The sequence below is a fragment of the Bradyrhizobium frederickii genome (genome assembly GCF_004570865.1).
Lineage (GTDB): Bacteria > Pseudomonadota > Alphaproteobacteria > Rhizobiales > Xanthobacteraceae > Bradyrhizobium > Bradyrhizobium frederickii.
This window is the reverse complement of the sequence record NZ_SPQS01000019.1, coordinates 20447-39524: the sequence shown is the minus strand read 5'-3', so window position 1 is coordinate 39524 and position 19078 is coordinate 20447. Positions and strand designations below refer to the sequence as shown.

The 19078-nt window shown below is 64.5% G+C and carries 15 protein-coding genes; 7 read left to right on the top strand and 8 right to left on the bottom strand.

Going from position 1 to position 19078, the window contains the following annotated elements; translation table 11 throughout:
* Positions 1-246: 246 nt before the first annotated feature.
* Complete coding sequence (locus E4K64_RS28195) at positions 247-2835, bottom strand: CHAT domain-containing tetratricopeptide repeat protein (RefSeq protein WP_167772307.1); 2589 nt, start codon at positions 2833-2835, stop codon at positions 247-249.
* A gap of 64 nt (positions 2836-2899) precedes the next feature.
* Positions 2900-3649 (bottom strand): HugZ family pyridoxamine 5'-phosphate oxidase, encoded by a 750-nt coding sequence (locus E4K64_RS28190; protein WP_135166401.1) that lies wholly within the window; start codon positions 3647-3649, stop codon positions 2900-2902.
* 242 nt (positions 3650-3891) lie between these two features.
* Here E4K64_RS28190 and E4K64_RS28185 point away from each other — a divergent pair, with 242 nt between their 5' ends.
* The 5 genes from E4K64_RS28185 (at position 3892) to E4K64_RS28165 (ending at position 7961) form a co-directional block, all read left to right on the top strand.
* Complete coding sequence (locus tag E4K64_RS28185) at positions 3892-4593, top strand: response regulator transcription factor (RefSeq protein WP_008542552.1); 702 nt, start codon at positions 3892-3894, stop codon at positions 4591-4593.
* Between the two features lie 201 nt (positions 4594-4794).
* A complete protein-coding gene (locus E4K64_RS28180; RefSeq protein ID WP_167772306.1) occupies positions 4795-6591 on the top strand; it encodes a sensor histidine kinase in 1797 nt (598 codons plus the stop codon).
* A complete protein-coding gene (locus tag E4K64_RS28175) occupies positions 6588-7112 on the top strand; it encodes an HPr kinase/phosphorylase (RefSeq protein WP_135166400.1) in 525 nt (174 codons plus the stop codon). The genes E4K64_RS28180 and E4K64_RS28175 overlap by 4 nt, the downstream gene beginning before the upstream one ends.
* Before the next feature lie 133 nt (positions 7113-7245).
* Entirely contained in the window at positions 7246-7647 is a 402-nt protein-coding gene (locus tag E4K64_RS28170) for a PTS sugar transporter subunit IIA (protein ID WP_007597752.1), read from the top strand.
* Positions 7644-7961 (top strand): HPr family phosphocarrier protein, encoded by a 318-nt coding sequence (locus E4K64_RS28165; protein ID WP_126261044.1) that lies wholly within the window; start codon positions 7644-7646, stop codon positions 7959-7961. The genes E4K64_RS28170 and E4K64_RS28165 overlap by 4 nt, the downstream gene beginning before the upstream one ends.
* Before the next feature lie 121 nt (positions 7962-8082).
* Here the strand turns inward: E4K64_RS28165 and E4K64_RS28160 are convergent, their stop codons facing one another.
* The 3 genes from E4K64_RS28160 to E4K64_RS28150 form a co-directional block, all read right to left on the bottom strand.
* Positions 8083-9708: a glycosyltransferase family 39 protein gene (locus tag E4K64_RS28160; protein WP_135166399.1), complete on the bottom strand. Its 1626-nt coding sequence runs from the start codon at positions 9706-9708 to the stop codon at positions 8083-8085.
* 88 nt (positions 9709-9796) lie between these two features.
* Complete coding sequence (locus tag E4K64_RS28155; protein ID WP_135166398.1) at positions 9797-10567, bottom strand: M15 family metallopeptidase; 771 nt, start codon at positions 10565-10567, stop codon at positions 9797-9799.
* On the bottom strand, positions 10564-11922 hold the full coding sequence (locus tag E4K64_RS28150) for a caspase family protein (protein ID WP_135166397.1): 1359 nt from the start codon (positions 11920-11922) through the stop codon (positions 10564-10566). The genes E4K64_RS28155 and E4K64_RS28150 overlap by 4 nt, the downstream gene beginning before the upstream one ends.
* 218 nt (positions 11923-12140) lie before the next feature.
* Here E4K64_RS28150 and lepA point away from each other — a divergent pair, with 218 nt between their 5' ends.
* Entirely contained in the window at positions 12141-13952 is a 1812-nt protein-coding gene (gene lepA, locus E4K64_RS28145; RefSeq protein WP_135166396.1) for a translation elongation factor 4, read from the top strand.
* A 347-nt stretch (positions 13953-14299) separates the two neighbouring features.
* On the opposite strand, the gene E4K64_RS28140 is transcribed toward lepA, so the two are convergent.
* Positions 14300-14713 (bottom strand): SRPBCC family protein, encoded by a 414-nt coding sequence (locus tag E4K64_RS28140; protein ID WP_135166395.1) that lies wholly within the window; start codon positions 14711-14713, stop codon positions 14300-14302.
* Between the two features lie 155 nt (positions 14714-14868).
* Complete coding sequence (locus E4K64_RS28135) at positions 14869-16122, bottom strand: serine hydrolase domain-containing protein (RefSeq protein ID WP_167772305.1); 1254 nt, start codon at positions 16120-16122, stop codon at positions 14869-14871.
* Positions 16123-16359: 237 nt separating this feature from the next.
* Here E4K64_RS28135 and E4K64_RS28130 point away from each other — a divergent pair, with 237 nt between their 5' ends.
* The gene (locus E4K64_RS28130) at positions 16360-17580 is read left to right on the top strand and encodes an MFS transporter (RefSeq protein ID WP_135166394.1); all 1221 of its coding nucleotides are present in this window, start codon (positions 16360-16362) and stop codon (positions 17578-17580) included.
* A gap of 41 nt (positions 17581-17621) precedes the next feature.
* Here E4K64_RS28130 and E4K64_RS28125 read toward each other — a convergent pair whose 3' ends face one another.
* Positions 17622-18836 (bottom strand): OpgC domain-containing protein, encoded by a 1215-nt coding sequence (locus E4K64_RS28125; protein ID WP_135166393.1) that lies wholly within the window; start codon positions 18834-18836, stop codon positions 17622-17624.
* Positions 18837-19078 lie beyond the last annotated feature (242 nt).

The window sequence follows — 19078 nt, the reverse complement described above, 5'->3', positions numbered from 1 at the left end:
GTTTGGCGCCGTCGCGGCCACCGTGATGAATGGGCCATTCGGCCTCGGCTGAACGACCTAATAATGATGAACGTTGGCGTTGCCAAGCTGATCCCGCAGGATTTGGTTTATTCAAGGACCGCGCCAAACGTCGCGCATGTCAGCTCTGAGCAGACGCATCGCGAAATCGCCGATGATCGCGCAACCAAATGCGCATTTGCGCGTTACGTCAGGTTATTGCGACGCACAATTGCCGCGGCGCCTTCCTTATTTCACCTCACCTTCGCCGATCAGAGCGAACGAGCCCCACATCGCAGGGTAGGCGTTGCGCGGCGAGGAGGTGTCGTCAACAAATGTTAACATCGCACGGCGCAGGGCTTCGGCACGACCAATCTTTGGCTCGTTCTTGAGCAGCTCGAACGTCGAGATGGTCAGGCGGGTGGCCGCTTCCGAATCCACAGCCCAATGCGAGACCAGGAGCGCGCGGGCCCCTGCGTAGAAGAACGAGCGCGCCAATCCCGACAATGCCTCGGCGCCGGGCTTGTCGCCGGCGATGGTGTTGCAGGCGGACAGCACCACCCAATCGGCGTTGAGCTTGAGCTGGGCTACTTCGCTCGCGGTGAGAAGACCATCGTCGAGCTCCGTCGGCTGGTCGGGGATGGAGAGCGCAAGCGAGGGCTCCCCCAATCCCTTGACGTCGCCGGCAACGAGACCGTGGGTGGCAAAGTAGATGATGCCGTATTGAGCAAGCGCTGCACGCTTGAGCGTCGTTTCGCTGGCATCGCGTCCGAGATGGATGTCGGCCTCGGCAGCACCGACGTCCCTCGCCACCGCGTTCAATTCATCAGCGGTATCGGGCAGCTGCGGCAGTGCCTGCGCCAGCCGCGCACGATCCACGCCTGCGCCGCGCCAGAAGTCGGCATAGGCGATCGTCGCGATGCTGCGTGCGGCGACCTTGCCGTTCGCGGCGCGCCGGTCGGAAGGCCCTTCGGCTGCAGGGTTGAACACGGGATCGCCGAAACCGGTCATCGGCTTGACGCTTTGATCCCTGCGGGCGAAAGCGCGCAGCGATTTCAGGCTGATCACCGACGGCAGCACCGAGACAGCCTGACGCCGCAGCAGCCAGGCAGCACTGCGATAGCCCTCGAGGCGGTCCGGGATTGCAGCCTGCGGCTTCTCCGTGACCAGCAGATGAAACGGCAATGCGGTCAATGCCGCCGACGGCACGACCAGCAGGTTGCGCTTGTCCTTGGTCAACGCCTCAACCGGGCCGAGCAGCGCGACGTAGAGCTCGTTGGCAAGACCGAGGTCGAACAATCCGGATTTGCCGGATGCATCGCGCGCCTTGCCGACATCGAGCCCTCTGCGGAAAGCCGTAACCTTCTGTGCGACCGCGTCCGCTCCGAGCGGAATCTCTTTCCAGTCGACGCTCTCGCGCGTGATCGCGACGACATAGCTCCGCCTGTCGACGACGGAATAGATCACCATCGCCTCGTCGGACGCCAGCAGCGGCTGAATGTCCTTGACGGTCAGCGGCAGCGGGTTGGCGAGCGAGGAATAGTCGGGAAACTCGACGGCGAGCGTCTTCTGCAATCCATTGCGCGCGCTCGCGATCACCGCGATCCGCGCGCGGCTGCGCTGCTCGGCCGCGAGGTCGCGCTGGGCCGATGGCTTCGACACCGCAGCGATAATCGCCTTGTCGAGCGCTTCGGACTCTGCCGCGAGATCCTGATCCTTGCGCACGAGCTCGGCGAGCCGGTCGCTGCCGGCGGCGAGCCGCACCGCGAGCTTGTTCACGGCAGCAGCGGCAGAGGATTGCGTGCCGCGCTGGATCGCACCGAGCGCATCGTCGAGCGCCTTTTCGCTCGAAAGCAGCGATTGCTGCCGTGCCGCGAACAGGATCGGCAGCACGACGCGCAGCTGCGCGCGGTTGGCCGCGAGCGTCTTCTGCGCCAACGGCAAGGCGTCCGCCGTCCGTCCCGTCGCCTGCAGGAAATCGGCGAGATTGCTCGTCGAGGTCGCAACATCAGGGTGATCAGGCCCGAGCGCACGCTCGCGGATCGCCAGCGCACGGCGATACACCGGCTCGGCATCGGCAAAACGCTGCTGGTGCTGGTAGAGCCCGGCGAGATTGTTGAGCGAGCGCGCGACGTCGGGGTGTTCAGGCCCCAGCACCTTTTCGCGGATCGCGAGCGAGCGCCTGATCGGCGCTTCGGCATCGGCGTCGCGATCGAGGTCGCGCTCGACCTGCCCGATGTTGTTCAGGACCGTGGCGACCGCGGGATGCTCGGGCCCGGCAGCTTTCTGATAGATCGCGAGCGCACGGCGGAACAGCGGCTCGGCATCGGCCGGACGCTGCTGCTTGGCGTAGAGCGTGGCGATATTGTTGAGGGATTGACCGACGTCGGGATGCTCGCGCGGCAGCGCCTTCTCGCGCACGGCAAGTGCACGCTTGAACAGCGGCTCGGCTTCTGCGAAGCGACCCTGCCGCTGATAGAGCGCGGCAAGATTGGTCAGCTCGGCCGCAACCAGGGCGCTGTCGGAGCCGAGCGATTTTTCCATGAGTGCGATCGCGCGCTTGTAGAGCGGCTCAGCCAGATCGTCCCGCCCCTGACCGGCATGGACCTGGCCGAGATTGTTCAGCGCGGCCGAGAGATCGCGGCCGTTGTCCTTCTCCAGGCTGGCGACCATCGCCTGCGCCAACGGCAGCGCTTCCGAATATTTTCCGGCACCGATGAGCGCGTTGAGCCGCGCGCTCTCCGCGGCGAGACCTTTCTGCGCAAGAGCTGGCGTGGCGAGCAAAGTGGTGATGGCGAGCGCGAGAGCCGCCGTCCATGCCAAACGTTGACGCGTCATGACCCCTCTCGCTGCGAGCCCGAAAACCATCACGGTTATTGGTCGCGGCGGTCGGTAGCGGCGTTCAAGCGGTTGCGCCCTGGTCCATCTTCGTGCGCGCTTCGCCAGCGAGGCGCACCAGCATCTTGCGCAGCGCCGTGCCGTCGGTCACCCGCTCCGGGAAGTCCAGCCGCAGCGCGATCTGGCCGTCCTGCATGTCGAGACCTTCCGGATCGCAGCCGGTGCAGCGCCAGTCGCCAGCGCCGGCACCCAGGAGCTTGGTCGCATAGAGGCCCATGGTCTCCCGATGGTCGGCGTTCATATGCGCGACCGCGCCCTCCTCCGCCGCCAGCAGGTCCTCGGCGCCGCTGAGGTCCGTCAGGAACTGCGCTGGCTTGAGGTCGACGATCCGGCCGAAACCGGCGACCAGATGGGTTCCGGTGGGGCGGATCCGGAAGAATGAGAAATCCTTAAAGGAAACAAAGCCTTCCGCCGACGGATGGGCATTGAGATACCGCCGCTGGAGCAAATCCTTCTCGGCGCCCGACTGCTCCGCCCGGCCGGACAGCATGATCCGGGCACTTTCCAGCGGATCGCCTTCCGCCCGCTCGTCCAGCATCAGCGAGACCCGGCTGTCGGCAAGGATGTTCCTTGTATGCACGGCAAGGCCTGAGATCAGCAGAATTGGCGAGCCGTCGGGATGGCTGGCCAGATTGACCAGGGAACAATAGGGGTCGCCGCTGCCGGCCATCAGGGTGGCCAAGGCCCCCTGGCGCGATCGCCGCAGCAGGGATTTGGCGAGCTTTGCGGGGTCGAAATCAGGGGTCGGTTGCATCGGCTTTCTCGGCTCAGGTGGTTGCAATGGAGGCCTTTTTTCGGGTAAACGGGGGCCTGGTTATGGGTCGACATGCGGCGAATCTGCCGTGTTTCGTGGAACTTGGTCACACTTCAGCCCAGCTTGCATTGCTCGGTGACAAGGTTCGACTGCCGACTTCGGCACCCATGTATGCGGCGCATCACTGGATTGCTCGCCGTTTTCAAGCCACGACCCAAACGGAAAGCAGAAAGCAGAGGCTCATGCCCACAATCGCTTTGGTCGACGACGACCGCAACATTCTCACATCCGTCTCGATCGCGCTGGAAGCCGAAGGCTATCGCATCATGACCTACACCGACGGCGCCTCCGCGCTGGACGGTTTCCGCACCACCCAGCCCGATCTCGCCATCCTCGACATCAAGATGCCGCGCATGGACGGCATGGAGACGCTACGCCGCCTGCGGCAGAAATCCGACCTGCCGGTGATCTTCCTGACCTCCAAGGACGAGGAGATCGACGAGCTGTTCGGCCTCAAGATGGGCGCCGACGATTTCATCCGCAAGCCGTTTTCACAGCGCCTCTTGGTCGAGCGCGTCAAGGCGGTGCTGCGCCGCTCGGCGCCGAAGGACCCGACCGTCGCGCCGAAGGAGAACGACGCCAAGGCGCTCGATCGCGGCCTCCTGCGCATGGATCCGGAACGGCACACCTGCACCTGGAAGAACGAGCCGGTGACGCTGACCGTCACCGAATTCCTGATCCTGCAGGCGCTGGCGACCCGGCCCGGCGTGGTGAAGAGCCGCAACGCGCTGATGGACGCCGCTTATGACGACCAGGTCTATGTCGACGACCGCACCATCGACAGCCACATCAAGCGGCTGCGCAAGAAGTTCAAGGTGGTCGACAACGAGTTCGAGATGATCGAGACGCTGTACGGCGTCGGCTATCGTTTCAAGGAAGCCTGAGGCGGCAGCTTCACGAACGGACTAAGAGCATCGCCGGTCCTGATTCCGTCGGGACCGGGATCGCTCCAAAGCGCGATGAGATCATCGTGCTTTAGATTATTTCTTGAGCATGATCCTTCCGGAAAACCGCTGCACACTTTTCCGGATCATGCTCTAGAATGTGGGGACCTTCTCAACGCCGTCCTAACACGGGCGTAAGCATTGCTGGACCGAACGCAGCCTGATCCGAACCAGAGCGCCGGCGACGTCGCAGCCGACGGCGTTCAGGATCAATTTGTCGAAGGCAAGCCGCAGGGCTTCCGACCGCTGAACTGGCTGAAGCGCGCCGGGCAGTTCTTCTTCGCGCTGTCCTTTTCCAGCCTCACCCGCCGCATCGTCTCGCTCAACCTCGCCGGCCTCGTCGCGCTGGTCGCCAGCATCCTCTATCTGTCGCAATTCCGCGCCGGCCTGATCGACGCGCGGGCGCAAAGCCTCCTGGTGCAGGCCGAGATCATCGCCGGTGCGATCGCGGCCTCCGCCACGGTGCAGACCAACGCCATCACCATCGATCCCGACCGGCTGCTCGACCTCAAGCCGGGCGAGACCTATGGCGGCTCGGACGAATATTCGCCGCTGGACTTCCCGATCAATCCGGAGCGGGTGGCGCCGGTGCTGCGCACGCTGATCTCGCCGACCAAGACACGCGCCCGCATCTACGATCCGAACGGCAGCCTGCTGGTGGACAGCCGCAACCTCGAAAACGTGCTGCGCTACAATCTGCCGCCGCCGGCCGAGAAGCCCGGCATCGTCGAACGCGGCATGGTCGCGGTGCGGACCTGGCTGAACCGCGGCGACCTGCCGCTCTATCGCGAACTCGGACCCGAGAACGGCAACGGCTATGCGGAGGTGGGCGATGCGCTCCACGGCCAGAAGCGCTCGATGGTGCGGGTCAATGCGCGCGGCGAGGTGATCGTCTCGGTCGCGGTGCCCGTGCTGCGCTCGCGCGCGATTCACGGCGCCTTGATGCTGTCGACCCAAGGTGACGACATCGACCAGATGGTCACCGCCGAGCGCCTCGCCATCCTGAAGGTCGGCGGCGTCGCGGCCACCGTCATGATCATGCTGTCGCTGCTGCTCGCGAGCACGATCGCCGGGCCCGTGCGCCGGCTCGCCGACAGCGCCGAGCGCGTCCGCCGCCGCATCAAGGCCCGCATCGAGATTCCGGATTTCACCCGCCGCCGCGACGAGATCGGCCATCTCTCGGGCGCATTGCGCGACATGACGAGCGCGCTCTACAGCCGGATCGAGGCGATCGAGATGTTCGCCGCCGACGTCGCCCACGAATTGAAGAACCCGCTGACCTCGCTGCGCTCGGCGGTCGAGACGCTGCCGCTGGCGCGCAACGAGACCAGCCGCGCGCGCCTGCTCGAGGTGATCGAGCACGACGTCAAGCGGCTCGACCGCCTGATCTCGGACATCTCCGACGCCAGCCGCCTCGATGCCGAATTGCAGCGCCAGGATGCGATCCCGGTCGATTTGCGCCGCCTGCTGACGACGCTGGTGTCCGTCGCCAATGAAACCAAGCTCGGCCACGACGTCGCGGTCGAGACGCGCTTCGAGGGCCGCAGCCCGACCGACACCTTCGCCGTGAGCGGCCATGATTCGCGGCTCGGGCAGGTGGTCTCCAACCTGCTCTCCAACGCACAATCGTTCTCGGAAGCCGGCAACAAGGTGCGCCTCACCTGCCGTCGCGTGCGCTCCGAGATCGAGATCGTAGTCGACGACGACGGCCCCGGCATTCGCGACGACGCGCTGGAGCGCATCTTCGAGCGCTTCTACACCGACCGTCCGCATCAGGGGTTCGGCCAGAACTCCGGCCTCGGCCTGTCGATCTCCAAGCAGATCGTCGACGCTCATGGCGGACGCATCTGGGCCGAGAACCGCGCAGGCCCGCCGGATGACGAGGGCGTCCCGACCGTATCGGGCGCGCGCTTCGTGGTGAGGCTGCCGGCGCTATGAGTGACCGCGGACCCAGCGTTCACGCCTCCGCGGTCAAGGTCGGGCCCCTGGCGGTGTTGATCCGCGGGCCCTCGGGCTCCGGCAAGTCGCGCCTTGCCTTCGATTTGATCATGGCGGGACGCGCGGGCGTGCTCGACAGGGCCGTTCTGGTCGGGGATGACCGTGTCCATCTGGCGACAGTCGGCGATGAAATTGAGGTCCGCCCTGCGCCGCGCCTTAAGGGCCTGATCGAGATCCGGGGCCTCGGAATCCGCCGCTGCGACTTCGTGGAGCATGCGACCGTCGGTCTCGTGGTCGATCTGGACGCCGCAGACGCCGAGCGGCTGCCGCCGTCCGAAGCCCTGAAAACCAGCATTTCCGGTGTCGAGATACCGCGAATCCCGGTTGGCCGCGATTATTCACCCCTCCCCCTGGTTGTTGCGGCCTTGACCACTACCAAGAGTTCATCTTCCGTTAACCCTTCAGGCGATTGTTTGAAGGGAATTGGTAACCATATGAGCCCCACTATCGCGACCGAATAGACCGGCGCAGCTCCCCTTATCCATCCGTATAGATTCAGGGAGATACGCAACATCCCCCCTTGCGCGGGGGCTCTGGATGGTCAAAGTGGCGCGTTCGTGCGGTGCACCAAAAGCGCCCGCGAGGAGTTTTCCGATGATTGGTCTAGTACTTGTGACCCACGGGCGCCTTGCCGACGAATTCAAGGCAGCGCTTGAACATGTCATGGGCCCACAAAAACAAATCGAAGCGATCACGATCGGTGCCGAAGACGATTCCGATCTCTGCCGAAGCGACATCATCGAAGCGGTTAACCGCGTCGATTCCGGCGATGGCGTTGCGATCCTCACCGACATGTTCGGCGGCACACCGTCGAACCTTGCAATATCCTGCATGAGCCGGCCCAAGGTCGAAGTGCTCGCGGGCATCAACCTTCCCATGCTGGTGAAGCTCGCCAAGGTGCGCGAGGAGCGTCCGCTGCCTGACGCGATCGCGATGGCCCAGGAAGCGGGCCGCAAATACGTCACCATCGCCAGTCGCGTGCTCGCCGGCAAATGAGCGGCGACGCGCCACAAGCCGGGACAAGCGTGCCCGCGGGCGCGATTTCCAAGGATCTCCTGATCATCAACAAGCGCGGCCTGCACGCCCGCGCCTCGGCGAAGTTCGTCCAGGCGGTCGAGCGCTTCGACGCGCAAGTGTGGGTGACGCGCGGCGGCGAAACCGTCGGCGGCACTTCGATCATGGGCCTGATGATGCTCGCCGCAGGCCCCGGCACCACCATCACGGTCGCCGCCGCCGGCGCTGAGGCCGAAGCCGCGCTCGCGGCGATCACCGAACTCGTTGAAAGCAAGTTCAACGAGGAAGGGGTTTAGCGGCTTCGTCAGTGAAGCTGCGTAGGGTGGGCAAAGCGAAGCGTGCCCACGATTTTCCCCTGATCATTGAAAGATGGTGGGCACGGCGCTGCGCGCCTTTGCCCACCCTACGGCAGCTCGGCTATTTCCCCGGCGGCGCGATGTAGATATGCCAGCTCATCGACGGGCCGGGCTTGCCGTGGGTGAAGCGGCGCGTGGTCATCACCACGCGCTCGGCATTCGGCGCGGCCTCCGATATCCATTTCTCGAACTTGGGCAGGCGTTCGTCGTTGGCATCGAACACGCCGATGAAGCCGTATCGCTTGAGCTCGTCGAGCGAGGTCAGCCCGGAGGCCCAGGCCTCGTTCGGCGTGAACGCCGCCGGATGATCCGGGCTGTAGAACACCATCGGCTGGATCGATTCCATGCTGCCCGCGACGACGGCCCAGCGCGAAGCGAAGCGCGCGTGCCAGGCCTGGGTCAGCTCGCGCGCAAGATCCGAGCGCGCGCCATAGGTCGCGGTGTTGCCGGCATTGGCCGCCAGCTCGCCCGCGGCAATCCAGGGCGAGGCGACGAGCGTCGCGACACTGAGCACGAGCCAGATCGCGGCGATGTTGAACAGGCTCGCGCCCTGCACGCGCAATGTGGGGATCGCGACCAGCGCCAGGGGCACCAGGAAGAACAGCGAGATACCCCAATCGGTCTTCATGTAGATGCTGAAGACCAGCGCGCCGAGCGGCGGGCCGAACGCGACGATGATCTGGATGATCCAGACATTCAGCGCCTGCGAGACATTGACGCCGGAATTGGCGCCGCGCCGCCACGCCCGCGTGACGATGCGCGCGGGCGCGCGCACCAGCAGCGTCAGCCACGGCGGCACCAGCGCCATCGCGAGCCCGGCGAGCGCCACCGGCAAGGCCAGCAAGCCGAAATTATGCAGGAAGTAGCCGGCGACGAGCTGATGCACCTGGCTCCTGTCCTGGAGGCTGTAGGTGTCGCCGGCATAGCTCAGCGGCACGAAATGCGCCTCGGCCAGCCAGACGACGTGCGGGATGATCGCCAGCACCATCGTCACGATCGCCACCCACGGCGCCGGGGAGAGCAGGAATTTCAGCCGCTCCGGATGGATCAGCGCGGCAAGCCCGATGGCGCCGATCATGGTCAGCACCCAATATTTGGTCATCAGCGCCAGCGCGCCGGCGAGCCCGAGCAAGACGCCGGACTGCCAGCTCCGCTTCTCGAACGCGTTGAGATAAGCGAGCACGAGCAGCGGCAGCGTGACGAGCTGCAGCAGATCCGGGTTGTACTTGAAACCCTTGAAATTGAAGATCGGGTAGAGCGCCACCATCACCACGACCAGGAAGGCACGGCGCGCATCCACCACGCGCAAGGCCACCAGCCAGCAGATCACCATGCCGACGCTGACGGTCGCCATCGCCAGCGCATAGGTCGCCCAGTCCGCGGCCGGGAACACCGTGAACCAGAGGCCTGCGACCCAGCCCGACAGCGGCGGGTGCTTGCCGTAGCCCCACAGGAATTTCTGGCCCCAGCCATAGGCTTCTGCGACGTCCATGTGAACGTCCTGCGCCGCCTTGAGATTGATCAGGATGAATGTCCAGAGCACCGCATGCAGGATGGCGAGCTGGATCACCAGCCACAATCTCGCCTCGGGGCGGACAGCGCAGGCGACCAGCCAGGCCCGGAAGCGGTTGTAACTCACCCGGGCTTTCACGCGCGTTCGGGCGGACGGGATCGAAGTCGTAGACATGGGCGCTTGCGTAGCGCGTTTTGCGCCTGAGTGAAATCAGCTTGGCGTGAATGAACGACCGCGCCCGGCTCACGGAAGCGATCCGGGATCACCGGGCCAGCAGCTCCGGGCGATATTCAAAATGCATCGTGTCGTAATGATACCATTTGCCGCCCCAGATGAAGCCGTGGCGTTCGAAGATATCGACGATCTCCTGCGGCATCCTGTTCTTGTGGGGAATGGATTTACCCCGGCCCGCCCACAGCCAGTAGTCGGAATAGTTCAGGTTCAGATCGATCGCGGCGGCATAGCCATGCATGCTCATCTTGCCGGTGTCGGCGACCGGCCGGCATGACAGCACGCCGGCAATCGGATAGGCCGCAGCCTTCAGCGCCGGTTCGAGCTTGTCGATCTCCGCGGACACCTCCTTGAGCCGGTCGGCCACGCCATTGATCCGTGTCACCTGGACCGCCTTGCCCCACGTTCGCGGCAACCAGGTGATCGTGACGAGATTGCGCTGCACCGCTCCATTGCGGCAGTCGCCATACATCTTCTTGAAGAACGGCTCGTTCCGGAATCGTCCGGGGTCGGCGTTCAGGGCGGGCGGCGCGGACACTCCGACGGGATAGGGCAAGCGGAGCTGGTCCAGAAGCGAGGCATCGCGCAGGCGCCGTTCAAACGTCTTGTCGTCGATGCCATCGTCCACCGGCATCGCAGTCCCGTCGCGCCACAAGATCTGCTTGCCGTCGTGACTGGAGAGAAAGTCGGGATAAGCACGCACCAGCCGATCGAGAAGCTCGGTCCTGGTTTGAGCGCCCGCCGGCGCGGACACAGCCACGAGCACGACGAGGATTTGCGTCGCCCGCAACGCAATCGTCATCGACGCTTGCCAGCCTGATCGAGCAGCGCGACATTCGCCTCCTCGATCGCATTGAGCTTTGGATTCCATGTGCTCGGCGAATACCACGGGAAACGTTCGAAACGGGCCTTGAGATCCGCCGCCTCGAAATATCGTCCCCGCCGCGCAAAGATCTCGTTGCGCGCGATACGAAGCTCGTCGCTCGACAGCCCGCGCAGGTCTGCGACCGTCAGCAGCCGCCGATCCGAATCGGCAAAGATGAAGCCGCCTGGCGCCGGACCACCGGATTCATAGCGATCGATCAGGGCCACATTCGCCTGCTCGACGTCGTTCAACTGCGGATCCCAGGTGCGGGGCGCGTACCAGGCGAACTTGCTGAACCGCGCCGTCAGATCGGGCGAGTTGAAGTAGCGCCCTCGCCGCGCAAAGATTTCGTTGCGCGCGAGGCGCAGCTCATCCTTGCTCAACGTCATCAGATCGCCATCGGCAAGCAGCCGGCTGTCGGAGTTCGGGAACAGAAAATCCGATTGGGCTCTCGCAATCGGAGCCGTGGACGGCGGAGGGTTTGCAGGAGACGCCGTGATCGGCGCCGGCTCGTTGACCGCCGCGGCCTGCCCTGCCGGCGCGCCCGAAAAATAGAATGATCCATCGATCGGCGAGCTGGAGACCCAGGGCTGCTGGTTGCTGCCAGTGGCACGCTTGACGAGAAGTCCCACCTGATTGAACGTCTGGAGCACGTCGAGGCCGGGACGCTGCATCGTCTCGACCAGCGCCCGCGTGTAAGGACTGTGTCCGTCGGACCCGTCGAGCGCGACGTTGCCGGGTTGCGTGGCATAGGAGAGCAGCGTTCCCTCCGGTGCCCGGATCTGCGCCAGGCCGCCCTCGGCGGCGCGCAGGCCGCGTCCGCCAAAAGGGTTGTTCCTGCATGCATCGAGAATGACGATGTTCAGCTTGGTTCCTGCGCCGTCCATCTGCCGAAGCACCAATGCGGCGTCGACCATCTGGAAATCAACGTCGGTCTCGCGCGTCGGATTGGCGGTGATCGGCACGAGGTAATTGGTGCCGCGGACCTGGATGCCGTGGCCGGCGTAATAGAACAGGGCGACGTCCGCGCCGATCAACTGGTTGCCGAAGCGCTGGACCGCCGCGTCGAAGCCCGCCTTGTCCAGCTCGACCTGGGCGCCGCCGCCGACCAGCGTGAAGCCCAGCTTCTGCAACGTATCGGCCACCAGCAGCGCGTCGTTCCGGGGATTCTCCAGCCGCGACACGTTCTGGTAGGCGGAATTGCCGATGACGAGAGCGACGCGCTTTTCAGCAGCGGCCGGCAAGGCAAGACACGTTGCAAACAAGAAGGCGAAAACACGCTTCCAACACATTGCCTATTTCCGTGACAGAAAGCCGGAAAGCTAGCAGAGCCGGCCCCTGAAATCGATGGCGGTGAGGCCGGGACTGCAGCGGCATGACGAATCGATGTCGCTCCCCTCCTGGACCGCCGGAGGCCGGGCGGCCGCCCCGTCCGGACGCGCCTCCGTGCGGACGCGGGAAGGCCAAGTGAATGGTTGCCGCACGGGGATGTGAGTGGTATCCCGCGCCCATGACGACCGTCCCCATTTCCAACATCCGCAATTTCTCCATCGTCGCCCATATCGACCATGGCAAATCGACGCTGGCCGACCGCCTGATCCAGATGACCGGCGGCCTCTCCGACCGCGAAATGGCGGGCAAGGAGCAGGTGCTCGATTCCATGGACATCGAGCGCGAGCGCGGCATCACGATCAAGGCGCAGACGGTGCGCCTGTCGTACCGGGCCAAGGACGGCAAGGACTACATCTTCAACCTGATGGACACGCCCGGCCATGTCGACTTCGCCTACGAAGTCTCGCGGTCGCTGGCGGCCTGCGAGGGTTCCCTGCTAGTGGTCGACGCCAGCCAGGGCGTCGAGGCGCAGACGCTCGCCAACGTCTACCAGGCGCTCGACAACAATCACGAGATCGTCCCGGTCCTGAACAAGGTCGACCTTCCCGCCGCCGAGCCCGAGAAGATCAAGCAGCAGATCGAGGACGTCATCGGCATCGACGCCTCCGACGCGGTGATGATCTCGGCCAAGACCGGCCTCGGCGTCCCCGACGTGCTGGAGGCCATCGTCACCCGCCTGCCGCCGCCGAAGGGCGACCGCGACGCCACGCTGAAGGCGCTGCTGGTCGACAGCTGGTACGACGTCTATCTCGGCGTCGTCGTTCTGATCCGCGTCGTCGACGGCGTCATGAAGAAGGGCAGCCGCGTGCGCATGATGGGCACGGGCGCGGCCTACGACGTCGAGCGCGTCGGCTTCTTCACGCCGAAGATGCAGCAGGTCGACGAGCTCGGCCCCGGCGAGATCGGCTTCATCACCGCGGCGATCAAAGAAGTCGCCGACACCCGCGTCGGCGACACCATCACCGACGACAGGAAGCCTGTTACCGAAATGCTGCCGGGCTTCAAGCCGGCGATCCCGGTCGTGTTCTGCGGCCTATTCCCGGTCGATGCCGACGATTTCGAGACGCTGCGTGCGGCGATGGGCAAGCTGCGGCTCAACGACGCCAGCTTCTCCTTCGAGATGGAGACCTCGGCCGCACTCGGCTTCGGCTTCCGCTGCGGCTTCCTCGGCCTTCTTCACCTCGAGATCATCCAGGAGCGGCTGTCGCGCGAGTTCGACCTCAATCTGATCGCGACCGCGCCGAGCGTCATCTACAAGATGAAGCTCACCGACGGCCAGGAGATCGAGATCCACAATCCCGTCGACATGCCCGACGTGGTCAAGATCGCCGAGATCGACGAGCCCTGGATCGAGGCGACCATCCTCACCCCGGACGAATTTCTCGGCAGCGTGCTGAAGCTGTGTCAGGACCGTCGCGGCGCACAGAAGGAGCTGACTTACGTCGGCTCCCGCGCGATGGTGAAATACGATCTGCCGCTCAACGAGGTCGTGTTCGACTTCTACGACCGCCTGAAATCGGTCTCCAAGGGCTACGCCTCGTTCGACTATCATCTGACCGATTACAAGCCGGCCGATCTCGTCAAGATGCAGATCCTGGTCAATGCCGAGCCGGTCGATGCGCTCTCCATGCTGGTGCACCGCACCCGCGCCGAGGGCCGCGGCCGCGCCATGGTCGAGAAGATGAAGGAGCTGATCCCGCCGCACATGTTCCAGATCCCGATCCAGGCGGCGATCGGCGGCAAGGTGATCGCCCGCGAGACGGTGCGCGCGCTACGCAAGGACGTCACCGCGAAATGCTACGGCGGCGACATCACGCGTAAGCGCAAACTTCTGGAGAAGCAGAAGGAAGGCAAGAAGAAGATGCGGCAGTTCGGCAAGGTCGACATCCCGCAGGAAGCCTTCATCGCCGCGCTGAAGGTGGACAGCTGAGCGACCTCCCAAGCTGAGCCGCCGATATCAACCACCGTCATGCCCGGGCTCGTCCCGGGCATCCACGTTCTTGGCGCGGTGAAGACGTGGATGGCCGGGTCAAGCCCGGCCATGACGGCGGAGAAGCGAGACCAGATTTCGCGGCTGGATCAGTAGTTCGGCCCGAACGATTGGGGCCCGGCAAAAAACGCGAAAACAACCCCATGCACAGTAGCCGCCCCCTTGGCGGCATTGCGCTTTTTCGATTTCACGAAATCCGTTTGCTCGGTCGGGCAAAACAGGGGGATGATGGCAGCATCGCAGCGGGTTTGATGCAGGCGTCCGTCAGCGCGCCTGTTCCCGATCGATCACAGCTTCCGCTTCGCCTCGACGTACAGTGCGAAATTGTCGAGGATCGCCTGCCAGCCACCCCGCTGCTGCTCGACCGAGTGCGTCGTTTCGCTATCGAACACGACGCGGACGACAATGCCGTTCGCCGCCGGCACGAACTCGACCTCGGCCTTGCGGTCGCCGAACGCATATTCGATCCGCTTGTGCTCCACGATCCTGGTGTAGGTGCCGGCGAAGTCGAAGCCCATGCTGCCGTCCTTGGCTTCCATCCGCGACGAGAAGGCGCCGCCTTCCCGCAGGTCGACCGTCGCCTTGGTCGTGTGCCAGTCGTCGGACGCCGCATTCCACTTCACGATGTCGGCAGGCGTCGTATAGGCCTGCCAGACCTGATCGATGGGGGCTGCGACGCTGGTTTCGACGGTGATCCTCATGGGCATTGCTCCAGTTCAAGTCTTGCAGTCGATGTGACGACATCCCGTTGCCGGGCCATCCGCGGCACGTCCGGGAATTGTAATCCAAGGACGATCGAACCCGGTCGGCGCCGACATGGCCGTCGTGAATAATTGGGATTCAAGGCGCCGTCAGGTCATTGCCCGAGCTGTTGCAGCACGGCAAACCACAGCGCGAGCGGCTCCCTGAGGGCGCCCGGCTCGGACGGCTTTTGGCGAACCGCGGTGTGCACCATGACGAGCTTGGAAGCCGGATCGACCAGGATGACCTGCCCGCGGATGCCCAGCAGGGCAAATCTGCGCTGCTCGCCAGGGAGGAGCCACACCTGATAGCCGTAGCCGAAATAGGGCGTGGCCACGCGCGGCGCGAGATGACCATCGCCCGGTCTGACCGTCGTGGCATCGAGCAGCCATTGCCGGGGGATCAATTGGCGGCCTTCCCAGGCACCGTCATGTGCGAGCAACCGGGCCAAGCGCGCATAGTCGCGCAAGGTCGCGTTGAAGCAGCAAAAGGCGATCTCTTGCCCGCTGCCGTCGATCGCCCACGAGGCATCCGCTTCGGTGCCGATGGGTTCCCAGATCCGGTCATGGAGATAGTCGGCAAGCGGCGTGGCCGTGGCCGAGCGCAGCACCAGGCCGAGGATCTCGGTTTCAACGCTGGCATAATGCCATTTGGTGCCCGGCGGCGCGGTTCGGGTATTGAATTGCGCGACGACGGCGGCGGGGTCCTTTGGCTCGTCGACGAACAGGGCCCGCCCAAGCCGGGCGATGTCGTCCTTCCCGTCATAGACCTCCGAGAATTCGACGCCCGAAGACATGTTGAGCAGGGCGCGGATCGATGTGTTTCCATATTCCGTTCCTGCAAGGCCGGGAACGTAGGTTGAGACGAGGTCGTCGATCGACTTGATCCGCCCCTCCGAGACCGCGATCCCGACCAGCATGGCAACCAGCGTCTTCGCCATGGACTGCGAGACAAAGCGATGGTGGTCGGTCCGCGCATATTGATAGTGCTCGTACAGGATGGTGTCGTCTCGGGCGATCAGAAGTCCCGTCACCGGGTTGCGCTTGAGGTAGTCCGCGATGCTGAGCCGCTGGCTATCGAAGCTATAGGCAATCGACGGCTCTGGCGCGCGCTTGAATTGCCAGGGCACCGTCGCGCGACCTATCGCGCGCGATTTGTAGAGCTCGCCGAAATGGCTGTAGACCCCGACCAGCTTGTCAAGCTGGGGGGCGCCCCCGCGTGTGCCGACCGGATAGCCCTCAGCCGCGCCGTAGAGCTCGGCATCCGGGCCGCTATCCGAAAACACCGGCCCCGGCTCGCGGGCAGAGCTGCGGCCGTCGTCTGCGCAGGCTGGAGGTGCCGCGACCGCGGCGGCGACAATGACAGACAAGAAAAGCCTGCGGCAACCGCGCGGCCTGCAGAGCGCTTCCCATTTCATTGGACTTGCCTCCTCACGCGTTCTTGCGGATGCGTCTGTGAGAACAACAAAGCAGGCCGGTGACGAGAGGATGCTATCATCAGGGCTGGACGGTGTCAGCATGCGCCCAACGCGCCTTGCTCTCCGGAAGCGGATGGGCCACCATCCTCGCGCGCACCATCAACAAAACCAACAGCGCCAAGGAAACGAATGAGCACGCCGTCACGCTTCGACTATGGCTGGGTCGTGGTCGCCGCGGGTGCGCTGATGACGTGTGTCGGGTTCGGCACGATGCTGTCGCTGGCGGTGTTCTTGCAGCCGATCTCGGACGCGATGGGCTGGTCGCGCGCCGGGGTATCGGCGGCGGCGACGCTGGATTTCCTCTGCATGGGATTTGCCGCCTTCCTGTGGGGCGCGCTCTCGGACCGGTTCGGCACCCGCATCGTGGTGCTCGCGGGAAGCCTGCTGCTGGGGCTCGGCCTCGTGACGGCGAGCCAGGCGGCAACCCTGTGGCAGTTCCAGCTCTGCTTCGGCGTGCTGATCGGCATTGCCGCCGGCAGCTTCTATGCGCCGATGATGGCGCTCGCGAGCGCCTGGATCGAAAAGAACAGGAGCCTCGCCGTGGCGCTGGTCTCCGCCGGCATGGGCGTGTCGCCGGTGACGATCGCGCCGGCCGCGAGCTGGCTCATCACGACCTATGACTGGCGCACCGCCATGCTGGTGATCGGCTGCGCGGCCTGGGCGCTGCTGATCCCCGCCTGCTTCCTGGTGCGTCCGGCGCCGGCAGCGGCAGTCAACACGAATGCAGACGCCGCGCCGGAGGTCGAGCTGACCGCGGCGCAGGCGCTGCGCACGCCGCAATTCATTGCGCTCGCGGCAGCGCATTTCGCCTGCTGCGCCGCGCATTCCGGCCCGATCTTCCACATGGTGTCGTACGCAATGGTGTGTGGCATCGCCCCGCTCACGGCGGTGACGGTCTACAGCGTCGCCGGCGTCTCAGGCCTCGGCGGCCGCCTGCTGCTCGGCGCGCTGGCCGACCGCATCGGTGCAAAGCCCGTGCTGGTCGGCGGGCTCCTCGTGCAGGCGATGTGCATCGCGACCTATCTTGCGGTGGCGCAGCTCGGCGAATTCTACGCTCTCTCGGTGGTGTTCGGCCTCGCCTATGGCGGGGTGATGCCGCTCTATGCCGTGCTTGTGCGCGAGTTCTTCGGCGCCCGCATCATGGGCACGGTGTTCGGCGCGGTATCGGCCTTCGCCAGCCTCGGCATGGCGCTCGGGCCATGGGCCGGCGGGCTCGTGTTCGACAATTTCCAGCGCTACACCTGGCTGCACGCCGGCTCGTTCGCGATCGGGCTCGCCGCCGTCGCGGTGGCGCTGAGCTTTCCGACCAGACGACGACCATCGCTCGACCTTGGCCGCGCGACGGTCTGACACCGCCGAATGCCGCCGTCGTCTCAACGAGAGGCGATACACTAAAATGGCCTGGGATTGAGACGTGCGCCGCGGTCGATGATGGCAAGCAGAGCCGCCATGGCGCTCATCAGCGCCAGGCCCGCAAAGGTGACCAGGGTCTGTGATGCCAACCCGTTCCAGCCCATGTTGAGCACTGCGTGAGCTGCAAAGGACAACAGGACACTGATGCAATAGATCGCGAGCGAATATTCGCCGCATTGAATCAACGGGCGCAAGACGCCGGCTTTCAAGATGCTGGCATTGCTCGGAAGCAGACGCCAACACAGCAATGCGAGTGCGGCGAAGTGCAACAGGCGCAGGATGTCGAGATTGGTCTTGTCGATCGGATAGATCAGGCGCGACAGCCATCCCGGCACATAATCTTCAATGACGTGGATCCGCCAGCCCAGGGCAATCACGAACGAGAACAGGAGGTAGCTCGCCGCCAGAACGGCAAGGGGCCTCGAATTCAGGATGGCGAGTTGCCAATCGCCGCGGTTCGCCCCCCACAAGATGCCGATCACGAACAGCAATTGCCAATTCAGCGGATTGAAGTAGAGTTGACCTCTTGGAAAGGCCGGGATGTACCAGTCAAACAGATGAGCGAGAGCATAGAGAGCTATTGAACCGGTCAGAGCCAGCTTCCACGCGCCGATCACCAGAGGCAAGATCAGAATGAGCGCGAAGTGGAGGATGACCATCAGCAACAGAGGGTCCAGGTTGACCGGAGAGTAACGCAACAGGACCACCTGAAGCAGTGTTTCCGAGGGCCTTTGCAGCAGGATGGCCAGATTGGCGTGATCGAACATGTCGGGCTGCCATGCTGCAATGGTGGACACTTCCGCCAGCAACAGCACGACAGTCATGATTTGCGCGATGTAGATCTCGAGCGAGCGCCGCAACATGTGCAGGCCCGTCACCCCAAAGCCCGATCGACGCAACAGGTCACCGTAAACGATGCCGGATGCGAGGCCCGACAGGAATACGAGAATCTCCGCCGCATCACTGAAGCCGAAGTTCTTGGGCGTGAACCTGTTCAGATAGTTTTCCGGAATGTGGTTGATGAAGATCCACCATAGCGAGAGACCCCGAAACAGGTCGATCCGAAGATCGCGCTCCACCAGGGCTGGCGGTATGGTCGCATTCCACTTCACGCCCGCGCGCTGCCTCTCGTGCTGCGACCGTCTGGCCGGGTCGGCGAGTGCTTCCCTCCTCCGCCCGGCGATTGTCGCCATCGCCGGCTCATCCAGTCGTCGGCTCGCCGAGGGTACGTTGCCAAGCTGTCAGGGTCCAGGTCAAGGTAAGTCGCGGTCGCTCGGCGCGAGCAGAGAGATCACTCCGCCGCTTCGTTCGCCGCACGATGGATTCCGGGTTTGCCGCGTCGCGTCCGGCACGGTGCAGCCGGCAAGCTTGATCCTCCCCGCCAAATAGCCCACCATCGCATCCTCTCCGCTCACGGCAGAAGGGGGCGAGGAAA

Coding starts and splice junctions, on each gene's coding strand:
- E4K64_RS28195 (WP_167772307.1), bottom strand. CDS start 2,835: ATGACGCGTCAACGTTTGGCATGGACGGCGGCTCTCGCGCTCGCCATC.
- E4K64_RS28190 (WP_135166401.1), bottom strand. CDS start 3,649: ATGCAACCGACCCCTGATTTCGACCCCGCAAAGCTCGCCAAATCCCTG.
- E4K64_RS28185 (WP_008542552.1), top strand. CDS start 3,892: ATGCCCACAATCGCTTTGGTCGACGACGACCGCAACATTCTCACATCC.
- E4K64_RS28175 (WP_135166400.1), top strand. CDS start 6,588: ATGAGTGACCGCGGACCCAGCGTTCACGCCTCCGCGGTCAAGGTCGGG.
- E4K64_RS28170 (WP_007597752.1), top strand. CDS start 7,246: ATGATTGGTCTAGTACTTGTGACCCACGGGCGCCTTGCCGACGAATTC.
- E4K64_RS28165 (WP_126261044.1), top strand. CDS start 7,644: ATGAGCGGCGACGCGCCACAAGCCGGGACAAGCGTGCCCGCGGGCGCG.
- E4K64_RS28160 (WP_135166399.1), bottom strand. CDS start 9,708: ATGTCTACGACTTCGATCCCGTCCGCCCGAACGCGCGTGAAAGCCCGG.
- E4K64_RS28155 (WP_135166398.1), bottom strand. CDS start 10,567: ATGACGATTGCGTTGCGGGCGACGCAAATCCTCGTCGTGCTCGTGGCT.
- E4K64_RS28150 (WP_135166397.1), bottom strand. CDS start 11,922: ATGTGTTGGAAGCGTGTTTTCGCCTTCTTGTTTGCAACGTGTCTTGCC.
- lepA (WP_135166396.1), top strand. CDS start 12,141: ATGACGACCGTCCCCATTTCCAACATCCGCAATTTCTCCATCGTCGCC.
- E4K64_RS28140 (WP_135166395.1), bottom strand. CDS start 14,713: ATGAGGATCACCGTCGAAACCAGCGTCGCAGCCCCCATCGATCAGGTC.
- E4K64_RS28130 (WP_135166394.1), top strand. CDS start 16,360: ATGAGCACGCCGTCACGCTTCGACTATGGCTGGGTCGTGGTCGCCGCG.
- E4K64_RS28125 (WP_135166393.1), bottom strand. CDS start 18,836: ATGGCGACAATCGCCGGGCGGAGGAGGGAAGCACTCGCCGACCCGGCC.